General features: G+C 33.3%; 14 protein-coding genes. 2 read left to right on the forward strand and 12 right to left on the reverse strand.

Annotated elements, in window-relative coordinates:
* Nucleotide 1: 1 nt before the first annotated feature.
* The 10 genes from murF to H3T54_RS03495 all read right to left on the reverse strand — a co-directional run bounded on the left by murF (nt 2) and on the right by H3T54_RS03495 (nt 10,562).
* Nucleotides 2-1,366 carry a UDP-N-acetylmuramoyl-tripeptide--D-alanyl-D-alanine ligase gene (gene murF, locus H3T54_RS03450; protein ID WP_110447188.1) on the reverse strand — a complete coding sequence of 455 codons (1,365 nt, stop codon included), beginning with the start codon at nt 1,364-1,366 and terminating at the stop codon, nt 2-4.
* Entirely contained in the window at nt 1,363-2,910 is a 1,548-nt protein-coding gene (gene murE, locus H3T54_RS03455; protein ID WP_198220931.1) for a UDP-N-acetylmuramoyl-L-alanyl-D-glutamate--2,6-diaminopimelate ligase, read from the reverse strand. The genes murF and murE overlap by 4 nt, the downstream gene beginning before the upstream one ends.
* Nucleotides 2,911-2,923: 13 nt before the next feature.
* Nucleotides 2,924-4,702 carry a peptidoglycan glycosyltransferase FtsI gene (ftsI, locus tag H3T54_RS03460; protein ID WP_198220933.1) on the reverse strand — a complete coding sequence of 593 codons (1,779 nt, stop codon included), beginning with the start codon at nt 4,700-4,702 and terminating at the stop codon, nt 2,924-2,926.
* Nucleotides 4,702-5,082 (reverse strand): cell division protein FtsL, encoded by a 381-nt coding sequence (ftsL, locus tag H3T54_RS03465; protein WP_198200857.1) that lies wholly within the window; start codon nt 5,080-5,082, stop codon nt 4,702-4,704. The genes ftsI and ftsL overlap by 1 nt, the downstream gene beginning before the upstream one ends.
* The gene (gene rsmH / locus H3T54_RS03470) at nt 5,075-6,010 is read right to left on the reverse strand and encodes a 16S rRNA (cytosine(1402)-N(4))-methyltransferase RsmH (protein ID WP_110447184.1); all 936 of its coding nucleotides are present in this window, start codon (nt 6,008-6,010) and stop codon (nt 5,075-5,077) included. Before rsmH ends, ftsL begins: the two co-directional genes overlap by 8 nt.
* A 15-nt stretch (nt 6,011-6,025) precedes the next feature.
* Entirely contained in the window at nt 6,026-6,472 is a 447-nt protein-coding gene (mraZ, locus tag H3T54_RS03475; RefSeq protein ID WP_110447183.1) for a division/cell wall cluster transcriptional repressor MraZ, read from the reverse strand.
* 381 nt (nt 6,473-6,853) lie between these two features.
* Nucleotides 6,854-7,552 carry a 6-phosphogluconolactonase gene (pgl, locus tag H3T54_RS03480; RefSeq protein ID WP_110447182.1) on the reverse strand — a complete coding sequence of 233 codons (699 nt, stop codon included), beginning with the start codon at nt 7,550-7,552 and terminating at the stop codon, nt 6,854-6,856.
* A gap of 13 nt (nt 7,553-7,565) precedes the next feature.
* Nucleotides 7,566-9,026 (reverse strand): glucose-6-phosphate dehydrogenase, encoded by a 1,461-nt coding sequence (gene zwf, locus H3T54_RS03485; RefSeq protein ID WP_198220935.1) that lies wholly within the window; start codon nt 9,024-9,026, stop codon nt 7,566-7,568.
* 192 nt (nt 9,027-9,218) lie between these two features.
* Nucleotides 9,219-9,503 carry a 50S ribosomal protein L25 gene (gene rplY, locus H3T54_RS03490; RefSeq protein WP_034901157.1) on the reverse strand — a complete coding sequence of 95 codons (285 nt, stop codon included), beginning with the start codon at nt 9,501-9,503 and terminating at the stop codon, nt 9,219-9,221.
* A gap of 186 nt (nt 9,504-9,689) precedes the next feature.
* Nucleotides 9,690-10,562 carry a D-hexose-6-phosphate mutarotase gene (locus H3T54_RS03495; RefSeq protein WP_198220937.1) on the reverse strand — a complete coding sequence of 291 codons (873 nt, stop codon included), beginning with the start codon at nt 10,560-10,562 and terminating at the stop codon, nt 9,690-9,692.
* A gap of 187 nt (nt 10,563-10,749) precedes the next feature.
* On the opposite strand from H3T54_RS03495, the gene hemW reads away from it, so the two are divergent.
* Complete coding sequence (hemW, locus tag H3T54_RS03500; protein ID WP_198220939.1) at nt 10,750-11,883, forward strand: radical SAM family heme chaperone HemW; 1,134 nt, start codon at nt 10,750-10,752, stop codon at nt 11,881-11,883.
* Nucleotides 11,884-12,112: 229 nt separating this feature from the next.
* Here the strand turns inward: hemW and H3T54_RS03505 are convergent, their stop codons facing one another.
* Complete coding sequence (locus H3T54_RS03505; protein WP_110447178.1) at nt 12,113-13,078, reverse strand: sugar kinase; 966 nt, start codon at nt 13,076-13,078, stop codon at nt 12,113-12,115.
* Between the two features lie 5 nt (nt 13,079-13,083).
* Nucleotides 13,084-13,902, reverse strand: coding sequence for a DeoR/GlpR family DNA-binding transcription regulator (locus H3T54_RS03510; RefSeq protein ID WP_110447177.1), 819 nt, complete (start codon nt 13,900-13,902; stop codon nt 13,084-13,086).
* Between the two features lie 335 nt (nt 13,903-14,237).
* Between H3T54_RS03510 and H3T54_RS03515 the strand changes: the two genes are divergently transcribed.
* On the forward strand, nt 14,238-15,092 hold the full coding sequence (locus H3T54_RS03515) for a tagatose bisphosphate family class II aldolase (RefSeq protein WP_110447176.1): 855 nt from the start codon (nt 14,238-14,240) through the stop codon (nt 15,090-15,092).
* Nucleotides 15,093-15,179 lie beyond the last annotated feature (87 nt).

A 15,179-nucleotide genomic window follows, 5' to 3' on the forward strand; every position in this document is an offset into this window, starting at 1 on the left:
TTTAATCCCGACCTATTTTTGTTTGAATTTCCACGATAAGATCTTCCATTTTTGCACTACGTGATCCTTTGACTAACATAGTTAAAGTTGGATGTAGACGTAGTAAGTTTAATAAATAATCTACAGCACTTTGTTTATCAATAAAATGATGGCCAACACCACTAAATTGACTGATTAATTCACTTAGCTGGCCGACACTAACAACACAATCAATATTTTGTTGTTTAGCTAACTCGCCGATTTGTTGATGATAAATGTTTGCATCATTACCCAATTCAGCCATATCACCAACGACTAATACTTTATACCCAGGCTGTGTTGCTAAAACATGAATAGCAGCAGACATTGAACCTACGTTAGCATTATAAGAATCATCCCAAATTAACTGCGTTTGATTTAACCTAACAGGATACAATCGCCCTTTTACCGATTTTGACTCAGCTAAACCTTTTTTTACCTGTGTTAAGGTTGCTCCTACAGATATTGCTAAAGCAGATGAAGCTATGGCATTTGATATATTATGCTCACCAACTAATGGTAAGGTAATTTCACTATCACCAATTGGGGTGTGTAATGTGAAAGTAGTCTGATCCATAATTTCAATATTACTAGCATAAAAATCAGCAGAAAAATTATGTATCGAAAAGGTCCAGACAGTTTTATTTTTGAGCATAGCTAACCAGTTATCAGAACAACTTTCCAAATTAATAATTGCAATTCCGTTATCAGCTAATCCTTCAAAAATTTCACCTTTAGCTGTTGCTACACCATCAAGAGAACCAAATCCCTCAATATGCGCCAAAGCTATATTATTAATTAGTGCACTGTTTGGTTTAACTAAGCGTGTAGTATAAGCAATTTCACCTATATGATTAGCACCTAACTCAACAACCGCAAATTGATCTTGCTTCTTTAATCGTAGTAAAGTTAGTGGCACTCCTATATCATTATTAAAATTACCTTGAGTATAAAGAGTCTCACCACATTGTTGTAAAATATTGGCAGTCATTTCTTTGACGGAGGTTTTGCCCGATGAACCAGTTAACGCAACAAATTTTGCTGAACTTTGATCTCTTACAAATTCAGCTAGTTGACCTAATGCTATATAAGTATCATTGACCACTATTTGAGGAATATCATCATCGATTTTACGATTTACAATTACCGCAATAGCACCATCGTCAATAGCTTGTTTAGCAAATAAATGACCATCAAATTTTTCACCTACCAATGCAATAAATAGTGATTGATCAGTAATTTTTCGTGAATCAGTACAAATTTCATTAATAGCCAATTCTTCATCTGGAAGATGATAAGATGTACCATTGACGATTGTTGCAATTTGTTTAATAACTAAAGGAATCATGATAGATTCTCTACTCCTAAAATCTGTTTTACCGTTTCTTGATCTGAATAATGATGCTTGGTTTTACCAATAATTTGGTAATCTTCATGTCCTTTTCCGGCGATTAAGATAACATCATCAGGTTTAGCCTGAGCAAGCGTTTCTCGAATAGCTGTAACTCTATCAGTAATAACTTGTATATTTTTAATATTGCTTAAACCTTGCTCTATATCATGAATAATTTTAGTCTCATCTTCAGTACGTGGATTATCATTTGTTAATACAATTTTATCAGCAAATTGTTCCGCGACTTCGGCCATTAAAGGTCTTTTACCGGTATCTCTATCGCCACCACAACCAAAAATCACCCATAATTGGCCTTTACAATGAATACGACTTGCTTGTAATGCTTTTTGTAATGCATCTGGGGTATGTGCATAATCAATAATGACTGTTGGACTATTTTTTATATGTATCACTTCCATACGACCACAGATCGGCTTAAGATATGATGCCATATTAACAACAGCAAAAAATGGATAATCAAGAGTCAACAAGGTTGCGATTGCTAACAGTACATTTGATACATTAAATTCGCCTAATAATCGGCTGTGAATAATAGCATTACCCCAACTCGATTCCATATGAATTTTGGCCCCTTTATCATGATATTCAATCATTGATACACCAACATAGGTTTTATCTAATGTTTTTAAACGGCGCAATGATTTAGGCTGACATGACACAACCGTAACACTTGATAATTTATCTATCCAACGCCGTCCGTATTCATCATCATAATTAATAATTGATTTACCTGAACTAGCAACTTGCTTTTCGTGTTCATCACCGCTGAATAATGACCATTTTGCTTTAGCATATTTATTCATGGTTTTATGATAATCAAGATGATCACGGCTTAAATTAGTAAACACTGTTGCCGCACAATTTAGTGCTTTTACTCGATTCATCGCTAAACCATGGGACGAAATTTCCATGGCGACAACTTGAACTTGTTGCGTAACAAATTCGGCTAAAGCTGATTGAACTTCAATAGCAGATAAAGTCGTATTTACTGAAGGTTCAAGTTGATTATAAATACCATTACCTATCGTACCCAATAACGCAGCTTTTTGATTTAATAAAGTTACACATTGTGCGATAAGCTGAGTTACCGTTGTTTTACCATTAGTTCCAGTTACACCAATAACCGATAAATTTTTAGATGGTGAAAAATAAAAATCGTTTGCAATTTTTGATAATTTTTGAGAAAGCTGAAATATACTAATTTGTGGAATAACCTTCTTATTTTTTTGTTTAAGATAATCAATTTTCAAATCATTTGATTTTCTATTTGTTTCAATTAGAACTACAGCAGCACCAGATGAGATAGCTTGCGGAATAAAATCCCGACCATTAACGTTATACCCTTTAATAGCAATAAAAACATCATCTTTATTTACTTTTCGACTATCAATTATCAAATGATTAAGTGAGAAATCATCTATTTCCAGATCACTCCCACCTAATAATTTATATAACGTTTTAAATGTGTTTGTTGCCATTATTTGTTACCTACTAATATACGATCATTTGGCCATCTACTTGGCGATCTGGTTTAACGTTCATTGTTCTAAGAACGCCCCCCATAATTCGACTAAAAACAGGTGCGGAAACAGAGCCGCCATAATATTGCCCTGCTTTTGGATTATCAATTACCACAACTAGTGAATATTTTGGCCCTGTTGCCGGTGCAATACCTGCGGTATAAGCTAAATACTGGTTAACATATCGACCACCAGCTAGTTTTTTAGCTGTACCCGTTTTAACGCCGACACTATATCCAGGAACTGAGGCTTTAGTTCCGCCACCGGTTACGGCTACAGCTTCCATCAATTGCACTACAGTTTTAGCTATTTTTTCGCTTACAACCCGTTTACCTTCTACTGGTTCGTTCACTTTCAATATTGAAACTGGTCGATAAACACCATAGCTACCAATAGTTGCATAAGCTCTCGCCAATTGTAATGGAGTAACGCTTAAACCATAACCAAAAGAAAATGTTGCACGCTCTATATCAGCCCATTTTCTCGTCCTATCGGCAGCAATAGAACCACTAACTTCACCACCTAAACCAAGTTCTGTTGGTTGACCTAAGCCAAAACGACTATAAAACTCAACCAGATCACCTGATTGCATTTGTAGTGCTAATTTACTTACCCCTACGTTACTTGATTTTTCCAAAATACCAGCCAAATTTAGTGCTTTTTGATAAGAGACATCTTTTATTTCATAGCGGTTAACTAAAAAAGGTCTAGTATCTATGATAGTGTTCAAGTCGGCTATTTTCTTTTCTAATGCAGCCATAACAACTAAAGGTTTAACTGTTGAACCCGGTTCGAATGCATCTGTTATGGCCCGATTTCGTAACAAATTATAATCAATTGAAGTTCGATTATTTGGATTATAGGATGGACTGGTTGCCATCGCTAAAATCTCACCAGAATGAACATCGATCAAAACAGCTGTACCACTATCAGCTTTATTAAATGCTACTGCTTGGCTAAGCTCGCTATAAACTAGCGACTGTAAACGCTCATCAATGCTTAACGTTAAATCAGAGGCAATTTCACTTTCTGTTCTTTCGAGCTCCTCAATAACACGACCAACTCTATCTCGTCTAACTATACGTTGTCCCGATTCTCCAATAAGCCATTTATTAAAACTTTTTTCAATACCTTCAGAACCTTTTTCAGTACCGTTCTCATCGATATCAGTTAAGCCAATTAATTGGGCAATATTTTCTGCTGCAGGGTAATAACGTTTTGAAGTCTTAGCAAACGATATTCCAGGTAATTTTAATTTTTTTAAATAATCCGATATGGTTGGTGTAATTTGTTTAGATAAATAAACAAAACGCATCGATGGATTACTCAATTTTTGTTCTAATGTCGATATTGGAATATTTAACGTTTTCGCTAATCCTTGCCAACGAATATCATTGGCATCAACACCACCTTTTTGCACAACTATTTTCGGATCAGCCCAAACATCATACATTGGAACGCTAACGGCCAAAGCTCTTCCATTACGATCAGTAATCATAGCTCTCGGCGCACTCATTTCTTGATGACGAATTGAACGTTTATTGGCTTCAGCAATAAGTTTATCGGGTTCTATTATTTGTAAAACAGCCAATCTCACCAACAAACCAATAATTGCTAAAATAATAAAGCCATATACAAGGTAGAATCTATTAAGCGTAAAAACTTGTTTTTTACTGTTTAATTTATTACCTTTATTTGATTTCGTATTAAGTCTTACGTTATCTTTTTTATTTTTATTGGCAAACTTCATTATTTACTCTTTATCACAATAACGGTTTCATTTTGTGGTGTCACATAAGACATTCCTAATTGATTTTTAGCTTTTTCTTCAACCCGTTTGGGATCTGCAAGAACATTTTCTTCAATAACTAAATTACGCCATTCACTTTCTAATACATCTTGTTCAAGCAATAATTGTTCACGTTCAAATAATTGTTTACGTACCTGCTGAGTAGTTATTAATACAGCACCAGCAGAAATAATAATAAGTAACAATAACAATAATGAAATTTTTTGATGGCCAAGCAAATCATTAAGGATTAACCCAAATAAACTTTTGCTTGGTCTTTTTTGATTGTGTTTTTCTACATCAGTTCTATTGTAAATTTCATTGTTTTGATTACTATTCATTTTTCCTTTCTGCTACCCTTAATATCGCGCTACGTGAACGCGGGTTACCATATATTTCATCATTACTCGGCTTAATTTTGCCAAGTGATTTTAGTTTAGCATTACCATATTGTTTAATTTGTTGTTCTGTTAATGGTAACCCTGCAGGTAAATCTGGGCCTTTACTCTGTTTATTAATAAATTGTTTTACAATTCTGTCTTCTAAGGAATGAAAACTAATCACAGCCAGTCTACCTTGATTAGCCAATATCGATAAACTGCTATTTAATGCTTGTTCAACTTCCTCTAGTTCACTATTTATGTAAATCCTAATAGCTTGAAATGATCGTGTTGCAGGATGTTTATTTTTATCTTTCTTCGGGGTCGCTTTTTCAATTAAACTCGCTAACTCTAAAGTTCGAGTGATTGGTGCCACCTTATTTTGCTCAACAATTGCACGTGCGATACGTTTAGCAAATTTTTCCTCACCAAAAGTTTTTAATACCCATGCAATATCATTTTCATCACTATTTAGTAACCACTCACTTGCAGTTACACCTTTATGATTATTCATTCGCATATCAAGTGGTCCATCTCTCATAAACGAAAATCCTCTTTCTGGATCATCTAATTGAGGTGATGACACACCTAAATCTAACAAAAAACCATCAACGCTGCCTAACAACCCTAATTCATTAATATATTGATAAACATTAGAAAACTCACCACGAATAAAAGTAAATCTAGGATCATTTATCTTAGCTGCTGCTTGTTCAGCTCGCTCATCACGGTCAATTGCAATTAATTTCCCTTTATCCCCTAATTGTTCGAGGATCAAACGAGAATGACCGCCACGACCAAAAGTCCCATCAACATAAATACCGTTTTTTTTTAAATTCAATGCCGTTACAGCTTCATTTAACAAAACTGTTTTATGTTGATAATCCATTGTTATTTACTCTTATTAAATTGTTAGATTTTTTAAATTATCTGATAAGTTTTCAATATCTGTTGGTAACGCAGCAATATCATCACTAATTTGTTGATACCATATTCCTTCATCCCAAATCTCAAATTTATTGGATTGGCCGACAAACATAGTATGTTTTTCTAGTTTTGCATAAGTACGTAAAGTTGGTGGTAGTAAAATACGTCCAGCATTATCTAAATTACATTCCGTTGCATAACCTAATAGTAGCCTTTTAATTCTTCTTTCTACTTCAACAATAGTTGACAATGTTGATAGTTGTAATTCAATTTTTTGCCATTCAGACATTGAATAAAGTGTTAAACAAGGATGATATAAACCAATGGTACAAACTAAGCCGTCAGACAAAAAATCACGATAGCGAGTAGGAATTGCTATTCGCCCTTTACTATCTAAACTGACTAAAATTGCACCACTAAACATGAAAGCACCATAATTAACAATTTTTATTATTTTTAAATTATAAAAAAATCAATATGTTAATTGCAATCCTATTTTTTACCACTTTACCCCACTTTTTACCACAAAAGTTAATAAAATAATAGATGTTTAATTAATTTATTTCTACCAATGTAAAAAATGTATATAACTGTTAGTAAATCCTAACAACTGAAATAAAGTAGTAAAGAATATTAAAAGGAATTATGGATATAGTTTTTAATACAAAATTGATGCTTTCTAATAAAAAATTCTATTTATCAATATATTATAGATATAAAGAGCCAATGATTTAGGTAACAAGAGGTTTTAGTACCTGACTGTCAATTAGAACCTTACCAGTCAAAACTAGCAAGGTTGATTTAGTTAAGAAGCGGTCCAAAAACCAATAACATTGACTCTATTCTGCTGCAAGACTGCACGAATAGGCATTTGATTAATATCATCACCTTGTTCTGCTTGCTCAAGCACTTGCATCTTACTTTCACCGACTAAATGTAAATAGATATTTTCACTATCTAAAATAGTAGGTAATGTTAAGGTAATACGATCAAGTGGAGCGGTTAATGGTGTCATACCGATAACTTTGCGACCGGATTTCATATCTAAGCCCGCCATTAAATTAGCTGCACCAGGGAAAAGCGAGGCAGTATGTCCATCTTCACCCATTCCCAAAATTAACACATCAAATGGCATCGGAATTTTATTTAATATTTTATCGGTAATTTCTGCGCCGTCGAATGGATTATCACAACTATTTTTCAAGCCGACAAAATTAGCTAATTTAGCCTTATTTTGTAGTAAATAAGTTAATACTAACTTCTCATTACTCGCATCATCAGTATCAGCTACCCATCGATCATCAACTAATGTAATAAAAACCTTATGCCAATCTAAATCTTGTTGGCTTAGTAATTTAAATAGTGGTATAGGTGTTTTTCCACCAGACACGGCGATAGAAGCATGTCCTTTTTTCTCAATAGCCTTTTTTAGTTCTTTGACAATATGGGCGGCTAAATCTTCAATCAATAGTTGACTGTTTGAGTATTTATTTAATGTAAACATTTTCGCAATTCCTCTATTCAAACTCATGCCATGAATGACCATCTTTGGTGATCAAAGCCACTGAAGCGACAGGCCCCCAAGTACCTGCAGGATAGGTTTTTGGTGATTCATTATCTAAATTCCAAGCACTAATAATTGAATCAACCCATTTCCATGCAGCTTCAACCTCATCACGGTGAACAAATAAAGCTTGTCTGCCACGCATCACTTCTAATAGTAAACGCTCATAAGCATCAGCACTATGTTGATGAAATGTTTCTCTAAAACTTAAGTCGAGTTTAGTGGTTTGTAAATTATGAGTACTATCTAATCCAGGTACTTTATTTAAAATTTCAATGTCCATACCTTCATCTGGTTGTAAACGGATGGTTAGTTTATTTTGTGGTAATTCTGAATAAGACTCGCTAAATAAATTAAGAGGTAAAGATTTAAAATAAACCACCACTTCAGAACATTTGCTCGGTAAGCGCTTACCTGTCCTTAAATAGAAAGGAACCCCAGCCCAACGCCAATTGTCTATATCTACACGAATAGCAACAAATGTTTCAGTATTACTTTGCTTATTTGCGCCATCTTCCTCTAAATAACCAGGAACATTGATACCGTTAACAAATCCAGCCGTATATTGCCCTCTAACTACTTTTTCACGAATATTAGCTTTATTAATTGGACGTAATGCATTAAGTACAGCAATCTTTTCTCTACGCAAACTATTATCGTCAAGATTTGCTGGAGGAGACATGGCAATCATAGTAAGAATTTGCAATAAATGATTCTGCACCATATCGCGCATTTGTCCAGCTTTATCAAAATAGCCCCAGCGCCCCTCAATTCCAACTTGTTCTGAAACAGTTATTTCAACATGATCGATTGAATTTCTATCCCAAAATGCAGCAAACACTGGGTTAGCAAAGCGTAATGCAAGTAAATTTAAAACTGACTCTTTACCTAAATAGTGGTCAATACGATAAACTTGTGACTCACTAAAAAATTTTGCAACTGAATCATTAATCTCTTTCGATGATTGTAGATCAAAACCTAATGGCTTTTCCATGACAATTCGATTTTGAGATTGGTTCATACCTGCAGCTGCTAAGCCTTGGCAGATAGTCCCAAATGCATTCGGATGCATAGCAAAATAAAAAATAGCAGGATGCGATTTTTCAAGTTTATTTTTTAAAGAATCAAAGCCTGATATATCATTAACATCTAATTTATGAAAGTTTAGACGCTGACTAAGTCGTTGCCAAACAGCTTCATCTAAAGGCTCGGACATAAATGAGGTCAATGCATCTTTAGCTACTTCAGCATAAGCCTTTTGATCCCAATCAGCACGGCCTACACCTAGAATTTTTGTCTGTTTTGGTAACTTTCCATATTTTTCTAATTGATATAGAGACGGTAAAAGTTTACGCCTCGTTAAATCCCCTTTAGCGCCAAAAATAACTAAATCGCAAGCTGGGATATCAGACATGAAGTTCTCCTAAAATGGTGTCATCTACAATTTATTTTATTATGTTTGATTACCAGTATACATTGAGTTAATAGAATCAATCATAATAATAGATATTTGTCTTTTTTAAACTCTAATAAAAAAATAAAAGGCCACCAAATTGGTGACCTTTTATCTAAAGATGTGTTGAATGATAATTCAACAAATAAGTAATTATGCGCGTACAAAATCCATATGAACTAATTTTGGCTTAAATGGATGACGTTGTACTGCTTGTACTTTAACTTTAACTGCTTTACCATCAATTTCAATAGTTAATACTTCAGAATAAAATTCTGGTTTTTCTTGCATATTGAATACTTGGTTGTGATCTAACACGATAGAAACTGCAGGTTCTGTTCCACCATAAACAATAGCTGGGAACTGACCAGCGTGACGCAGGCGGCGGCTCGCACCCTTACCATGCTCTTTTCTTACTTCAGCTTTAAATGTAAACATATTGATTTCTCTTATTTATTCAAAATAAAAACCAATTACAGGCGACCCAGTAGTTGGTTATAAAATTAGTGCTCCAAAAAGCGCTAAGGATTATAAAGTGTTATGTTAGTAAACGCAATCAAATAATCAACTCTACAAAGATAAAGTCACATATTGATTGCATTTATAATAAGCAAAATATAATACTTAAATCACTTCAATCTTAAACCCATATACTGATTTTTGTTTTGTCGATAATTTTAACGGTTTATTAATACGACAGGTCTCAACGCATACCATAGATTGATATTCTTGATCAGCGAAATCAGCCATTGCTCTGGCTTTATCTATCCAAGGATTCCAAGTAACGACATCACTTGCATTAATATTAGTTAATTTTATGGTTCGTTTCCCATCAAAGATAGTGATTGCTTCATCAGCATTAGTATAAACACGATCAACTTCTTGATTAAAGGTTAGTTGTCCTAAAATAGTCGGTTTATTTTCAACTGGTAAGCGATCTTGATAGAAATCCCCTAAACCTTTAACAGTAACATTATCAATATTATTAATACCAAAATAAGTATGTAATGCACTTGTTGCTTCAAAATCTCCTTGGCAAGATAATGTCACTTCACAAGTTTGTCCCACATGAATGGTTAACCATGCCTGAAAAGGTTTTGTGAAAAAACGTTCTGTCTGTTGGTTATTGGTTAATGATAGAGTTAAATCCACACCATTATTGTCTTCTTTACAAGAATCTAATTGCCATTCAACTAAACGAGCAAAACCATGCATAGGATCACCCAATTTACCAAACCATGGCCAACAAATTGGCACTCCACCTCTAATTGCCATTTCTTTTTTAAAATTCGCTTTTTGACTCAACCAAATAACCGGAGTAGTTTCTGTTGAAGGTTGCCAAAATAGTAAATGAGCACCTTGTAACGATACTGCTGCTGAACATGTAGGATGTTTAATCACTAAGACAGGTAATTCACCAAATATATTTTGATGGACTGATAAACTCAATGACGAACCGGTAGCATAACTATCTAAAATCTGCTTAATAATACTCATATTTACTCCTAACTATTTAATTTGCTTGGCGAATACTGCCTATAATCTATATCTAATTGTACGCATATTACTCGAATTATAAAAACGGAATACAGACAATAAAAGCTTTTTTTACTAAATTGGAGTAATATAGCCAGCTATTTCTTATCAGTTACTCACGCTTTGTAAAAAATTTGAGGAAAGGCATATGTTTCAGTATAAAATTCCACTGAGTTTATATATACATATGCCATGGTGTGTGCAAAAATGTCCATATTGCGATTTTAATTCACACAAAATGAAGAGTGCGCCGGATTACTCTGCATATATTGATCATTTAATTAATGATTTAAAACAAGATGTATTGCTTACTCATGATCGTTCCATTCATTCAATTTTCATAGGTGGTGGAACCCCAAGCCTGTTTTCTGCAGAATTAATTAATAACTTATTGGCAAATATAAACAAAATAATACCAATTAATCATAATGCAGAAATTACTATTGAAGCAAATCCTAATTCCGTTGATGTTGAAAGATTCAAAGGATATCAGCAAGCAGGTATCAACCGTATATCGATTGGAGTACAAAGCTTTCAATCAGATAAACTTCAGAAATTAGGACGAGTTCATAATCCACAAGAAGCGATAGATGCAGGAAAGTTAGCCCATGATTTAAATTTAAAAAGCTTTAATTTAGACTTAATGCATGGCTTGCCAAATCAAACAATTCAGGATGCATTGCATGATCTTAAACAGGCAATTGCAATCGCTCCACCACATCTATCTTGGTATCAACTAACAATTGAACCGAATACCTTGTTTGGTTCTAAACCTCCTGTTTTACCTGATGATGATATGCTCTGGGATATTTATCAACAAGGACACCAATTGCTAACTAACCATGGATATCAGCAATATGAAACATCGGCTTATGCAAAACCAAATTATCAATGTCAACATAATTTAAATTATTGGCGATTCGGCGATTATATCGGTATTGGTTGTGGTGCTCATGGCAAACTAACACAAAATGACGGTACCATTATTCGTACGGTGAAAACAAAACATCCACAAGGATATATGCAAGGACGTTATTTAGAGCGCTCTTATACTGTAGCTAAAGATGAATTAGCCTTTGAATTTTTTATGAATAGATTCAGACTATTTGAACCAACACCTAAAATCGAGTTTGAGCAAAGAACATTTTTACCTATGCAATCTATTGATCAACCGATTTCTCTTGCTATAGAAAAAAATTATTTAGTTGAAGATGACAAAACTTGGCAAATAACAGATCACGGCAAGTTATTCTTAAATTCATTGCTAGAAATTTTCTTATAACAAAATTAATTAAAATAAGACAACAATTTTCTTTACTATATATTAACAAAAAAAATACTAACTATTTAAACAAACATATAAATTTCTTTACTTACATTTTTTCAAAAAAAGAGCATACTAACTTCTACAATGCATTTATTTCATTGTTTTTCCTATTCCTTATGTTTTCCCAATAACAATGTTATTGGGATTTTTTTGTAATAAGGAAAATTAAGTTTTCGTTACCAAATTAAATAGTTGTATGTTGTGATAAAAACTGTTGGATTTCGGTAAGTGAAGACGTTCCTTCCATCGGCCCTTGTTTTGATACAGCCAATGCACCGCTCACATTAGCAAATTGTAGTGCGGTTTCAACAGTGTACCCTGCTAATAATAAACTCACAAATGTCGCACCAAAACAATCACCAGCGCCGGTTGGATCGACAGAATCGACATTAAAACCATCTACATGAATCATTTTTAAGCATTTTTGTTCATCTAAACCATAATAATTGGCTCCTTTAGCACCACCTTTTACAACAATATGCTTAATACCATTGTTTAGCAAATTTGACATAGTTTGTTGTTCACTTTCATCATTCTGAGCAAAATAACAAACCTCATTTTCGCTAGGTAAGAAAATATCGGTATACTCCATTATATAACCAAAAGATTGTTCCATTTCTTGAATGTTAAACATCTCTTTGCGTAAATTAGGATCAAACGAAATTGTTCCACCTTTATTTTTAATGAGATCCAAGGCTTTTCTCATCGCATCAATAGCTCGAAAAGAGTACAACGAAGACCCCATAACATGCAAATGATTACAATCTTTTAACAATTTTTCATCAATATGATTAAATGATAGTAAGCCACATGCACTATTAGGAATATTAAAAATAAAATCTCTGTCACTATGGTCTTGATAACTAACAAATGCACTACCAGTATTAGCCATACTATGTGAAGTAATACCGTCAATAATCACCCCATCTTTTTTAAGCCGATTAATGCACATTTTTCCAAAACTATCTTTTCCCACACAGCTAAATAAAATGACAGGAAAACCTAATTTAGCGACTTGATCAGCAAATATTGCTGGAGCACCACTTGGATAAGGACCAATAAATTCACCTGTTTGATCAAATCGTTGATTATTTTCCTTTGCCAAAAATTCAACCAGCAATTCACCTACAGTACAAATTTTAAATTCCATATTAGTTATGTCCCCAATAGATTATGATAAGTCATACAATATTTATTAATCGCAATTTGTTTAAAATTGGAATTTAACAATTGGTGATGATACTCAGTCACCGCTGCTTTAGATAATATTGTGACATCTATATGTTTTAATTTACCAATACTATGATTATCAGCAAGTAAAGATCTTTCTAATAAAAGGCCAATAGTATGTTTAGAATATTTTAAGATTTGTTGATATATTTCTTTTTGTTCACAATTTTCAATAATCAGAGAATTATCTCCATCTATGGCTGCTAATTCGATAATGAAATGAGAAATGGCATACTTATTGCCAATGCTAATCAATTCATTACAGCTTTTTATAATATTTCCTTCACATAAAACGCCACCAATTAAAATGACTTCTGCATCGGAAAATTCACGTACTAATTGTGCATTTCTTATATCATTCATAATGATACGTAATGATTTTTTTTTATGTAAAAAAGGAATTAGTTTCCGAGTTAAAAAACCATGTCCTAAAAAAATAGTATCACCATCATTAATATAACTTAAACACGCTTTTGCTAAATCAATATCAGAATTGCCCTTAGTTTGACTTGAATTTAATGCAACAGAATTGTGAACTTGCCCCTCAGGAGAAATATAAATAGCGCCACCAAATGAACGTTTTAAATATCCTTGTTGTTCAAGGTAAGTTAAATCTTGTCGGATAGTAACATGAGAAACCTTTAACTGATCAGACAACTCATCAACTTTTACTTCACCATTTTGGCGTACAATTTTTGCGATATCCAATCGACGTTTCAATAGAGCTGAAGATGCTTTAGCCAATTTTCACTTCCTATGTTAATGGTAAATACTTCGCACAAGACTCATAAACCTCATCATATAAATGATCTACAACAAACCATAACCGTTTAAAACTGTAACTATATAATTTTCATATATATGAAGAGTTATTCTCTATTCTAGGTTAATCGAAAATATTTGACAAAAAAAATACTCAATTACATTTCTTATTCAGAGATAAAAGTCAGTATTTGTGATCCATCTCACAATATTTACACTAGTATAACTTTCATTTTGCAATCATAATTAACAAAAAATAATTCCAATTTGAAAGAAACTAAAGATTATGAGGTTCACTATAGTTAAGGAGCAGTAAAATGAGTATTATCTCAAGTCATAATATGTTAAAAAAAGCCCAAAAAGAGCAGTATGCTATTCCCGCCTTCAATATCCATAATTTAGAAACAATGCAAGTAATTGTTGAAACAGTGGCTGAATGTCAATCTCCGGTCATTTTAGCTGGTACGCCAGGAACATATAGTTATGCAGGAACTGAAAATATCATTGCTATTGCTAATGAATTATCAAGAAAACATAATGTTCCATTAGCTGTACACTTAGATCACCATGAAGAATTCAATGATATAACTAACAAAATAAATGCCGGTGTTAGATCGGTAATGATTGATGGTTCACACTTTCCTTTCGATGAAAATATTGCCCTTGTAAAACGGGTTGTTGATTATGCTCACAGATATGATGTAAGTGTTGAAGCTGAACTCGGTCGCCTTGGTGGTGTCGAAGATGATCTTGTTGTCGATGCTAAAGATGCATTATATACAAATCCACAACAAGCTATAGAATTTGTTAAGAAAACAAACATAGACTCGTTAGCTATTGCGATAGGTACAGCACATGGAATGTATAAATCAGAACCAAAACTTGATTTTGAACGTTTATCAGAAATTCGTTCAGTAGTAGATATTCCATTAGTTTTACATGGTGCTTCAGGCGTTCCTGATAAAGATGTTCGTGAATGTATAAAACGTGGTATTTGTAAAGTTAATGTTGCAACAGAATTAAAAATTGCTTTTTCTGATGCCCTAAAACAATACTTTATTGAAAATCCAGATGCTAATGATCCTCGGCACTATATGAAACCTGCTAAAGCGGCAATGAAAGAAATTGTTAAAAAGATCATTACAACTTGTGGATGTGCAGGTAAATTATAGAGGGTTAAATGATATATACTTTAACGCTGAATACTGCAATTGATATGAATATTTATTGCAACGACCTAAAACCTAATTCAGTAAACC

The organism is Gilliamella sp. B14384G10, assembly GCF_016101685.1.
Lineage (GTDB): Bacteria > Pseudomonadota > Gammaproteobacteria > Enterobacterales > Orbaceae > Gilliamella > Gilliamella apis_A.

Bases quoted from the DNA above. Each gene is read 5' to 3' on its own strand.
- murF (WP_110447188.1), bottom strand. From the start codon at position 1,366: ATGATTCCTTTAGTTATTAAACAAATTGCAACAATCGTCAATGGTACA.
- murE (WP_198220931.1), bottom strand. From the start codon at position 2,910: ATGGCAACAAACACATTTAAAACGTTATATAAATTATTAGGTGGGAGT.
- ftsI (WP_198220933.1), bottom strand. From the start codon at position 4,702: ATGAAGTTTGCCAATAAAAATAAAAAAGATAACGTAAGACTTAATACG.
- ftsL (WP_198200857.1), bottom strand. From the start codon at position 5,082: ATGAATAGTAATCAAAACAATGAAATTTACAATAGAACTGATGTAGAA.
- rsmH (WP_110447184.1), bottom strand. From the start codon at position 6,010: ATGGATTATCAACATAAAACAGTTTTGTTAAATGAAGCTGTAACGGCA.
- mraZ (WP_110447183.1), bottom strand. From the start codon at position 6,472: ATGTTTAGTGGTGCAATTTTAGTCAGTTTAGATAGTAAAGGGCGAATA.
- pgl (WP_110447182.1), bottom strand. From the start codon at position 7,552: ATGTTTACATTAAATAAATACTCAAACAGTCAACTATTGATTGAAGAT.
- zwf (WP_198220935.1), bottom strand. From the start codon at position 9,026: ATGTCTGATATCCCAGCTTGCGATTTAGTTATTTTTGGCGCTAAAGGG.
- rplY (WP_034901157.1), bottom strand. From the start codon at position 9,503: ATGTTTACATTTAAAGCTGAAGTAAGAAAAGAGCATGGTAAGGGTGCG.
- H3T54_RS03495 (WP_198220937.1), bottom strand. From the start codon at position 10,562: ATGAGTATTATTAAGCAGATTTTAGATAGTTATGCTACCGGTTCGTCA.
- hemW (WP_198220939.1), top strand. From the start codon at position 10,750: ATGTTTCAGTATAAAATTCCACTGAGTTTATATATACATATGCCATGG.
- H3T54_RS03505 (WP_110447178.1), bottom strand. From the start codon at position 13,078: ATGGAATTTAAAATTTGTACTGTAGGTGAATTGCTGGTTGAATTTTTG.
- H3T54_RS03515 (WP_110447176.1), top strand. From the start codon at position 14,238: ATGAGTATTATCTCAAGTCATAATATGTTAAAAAAAGCCCAAAAAGAG.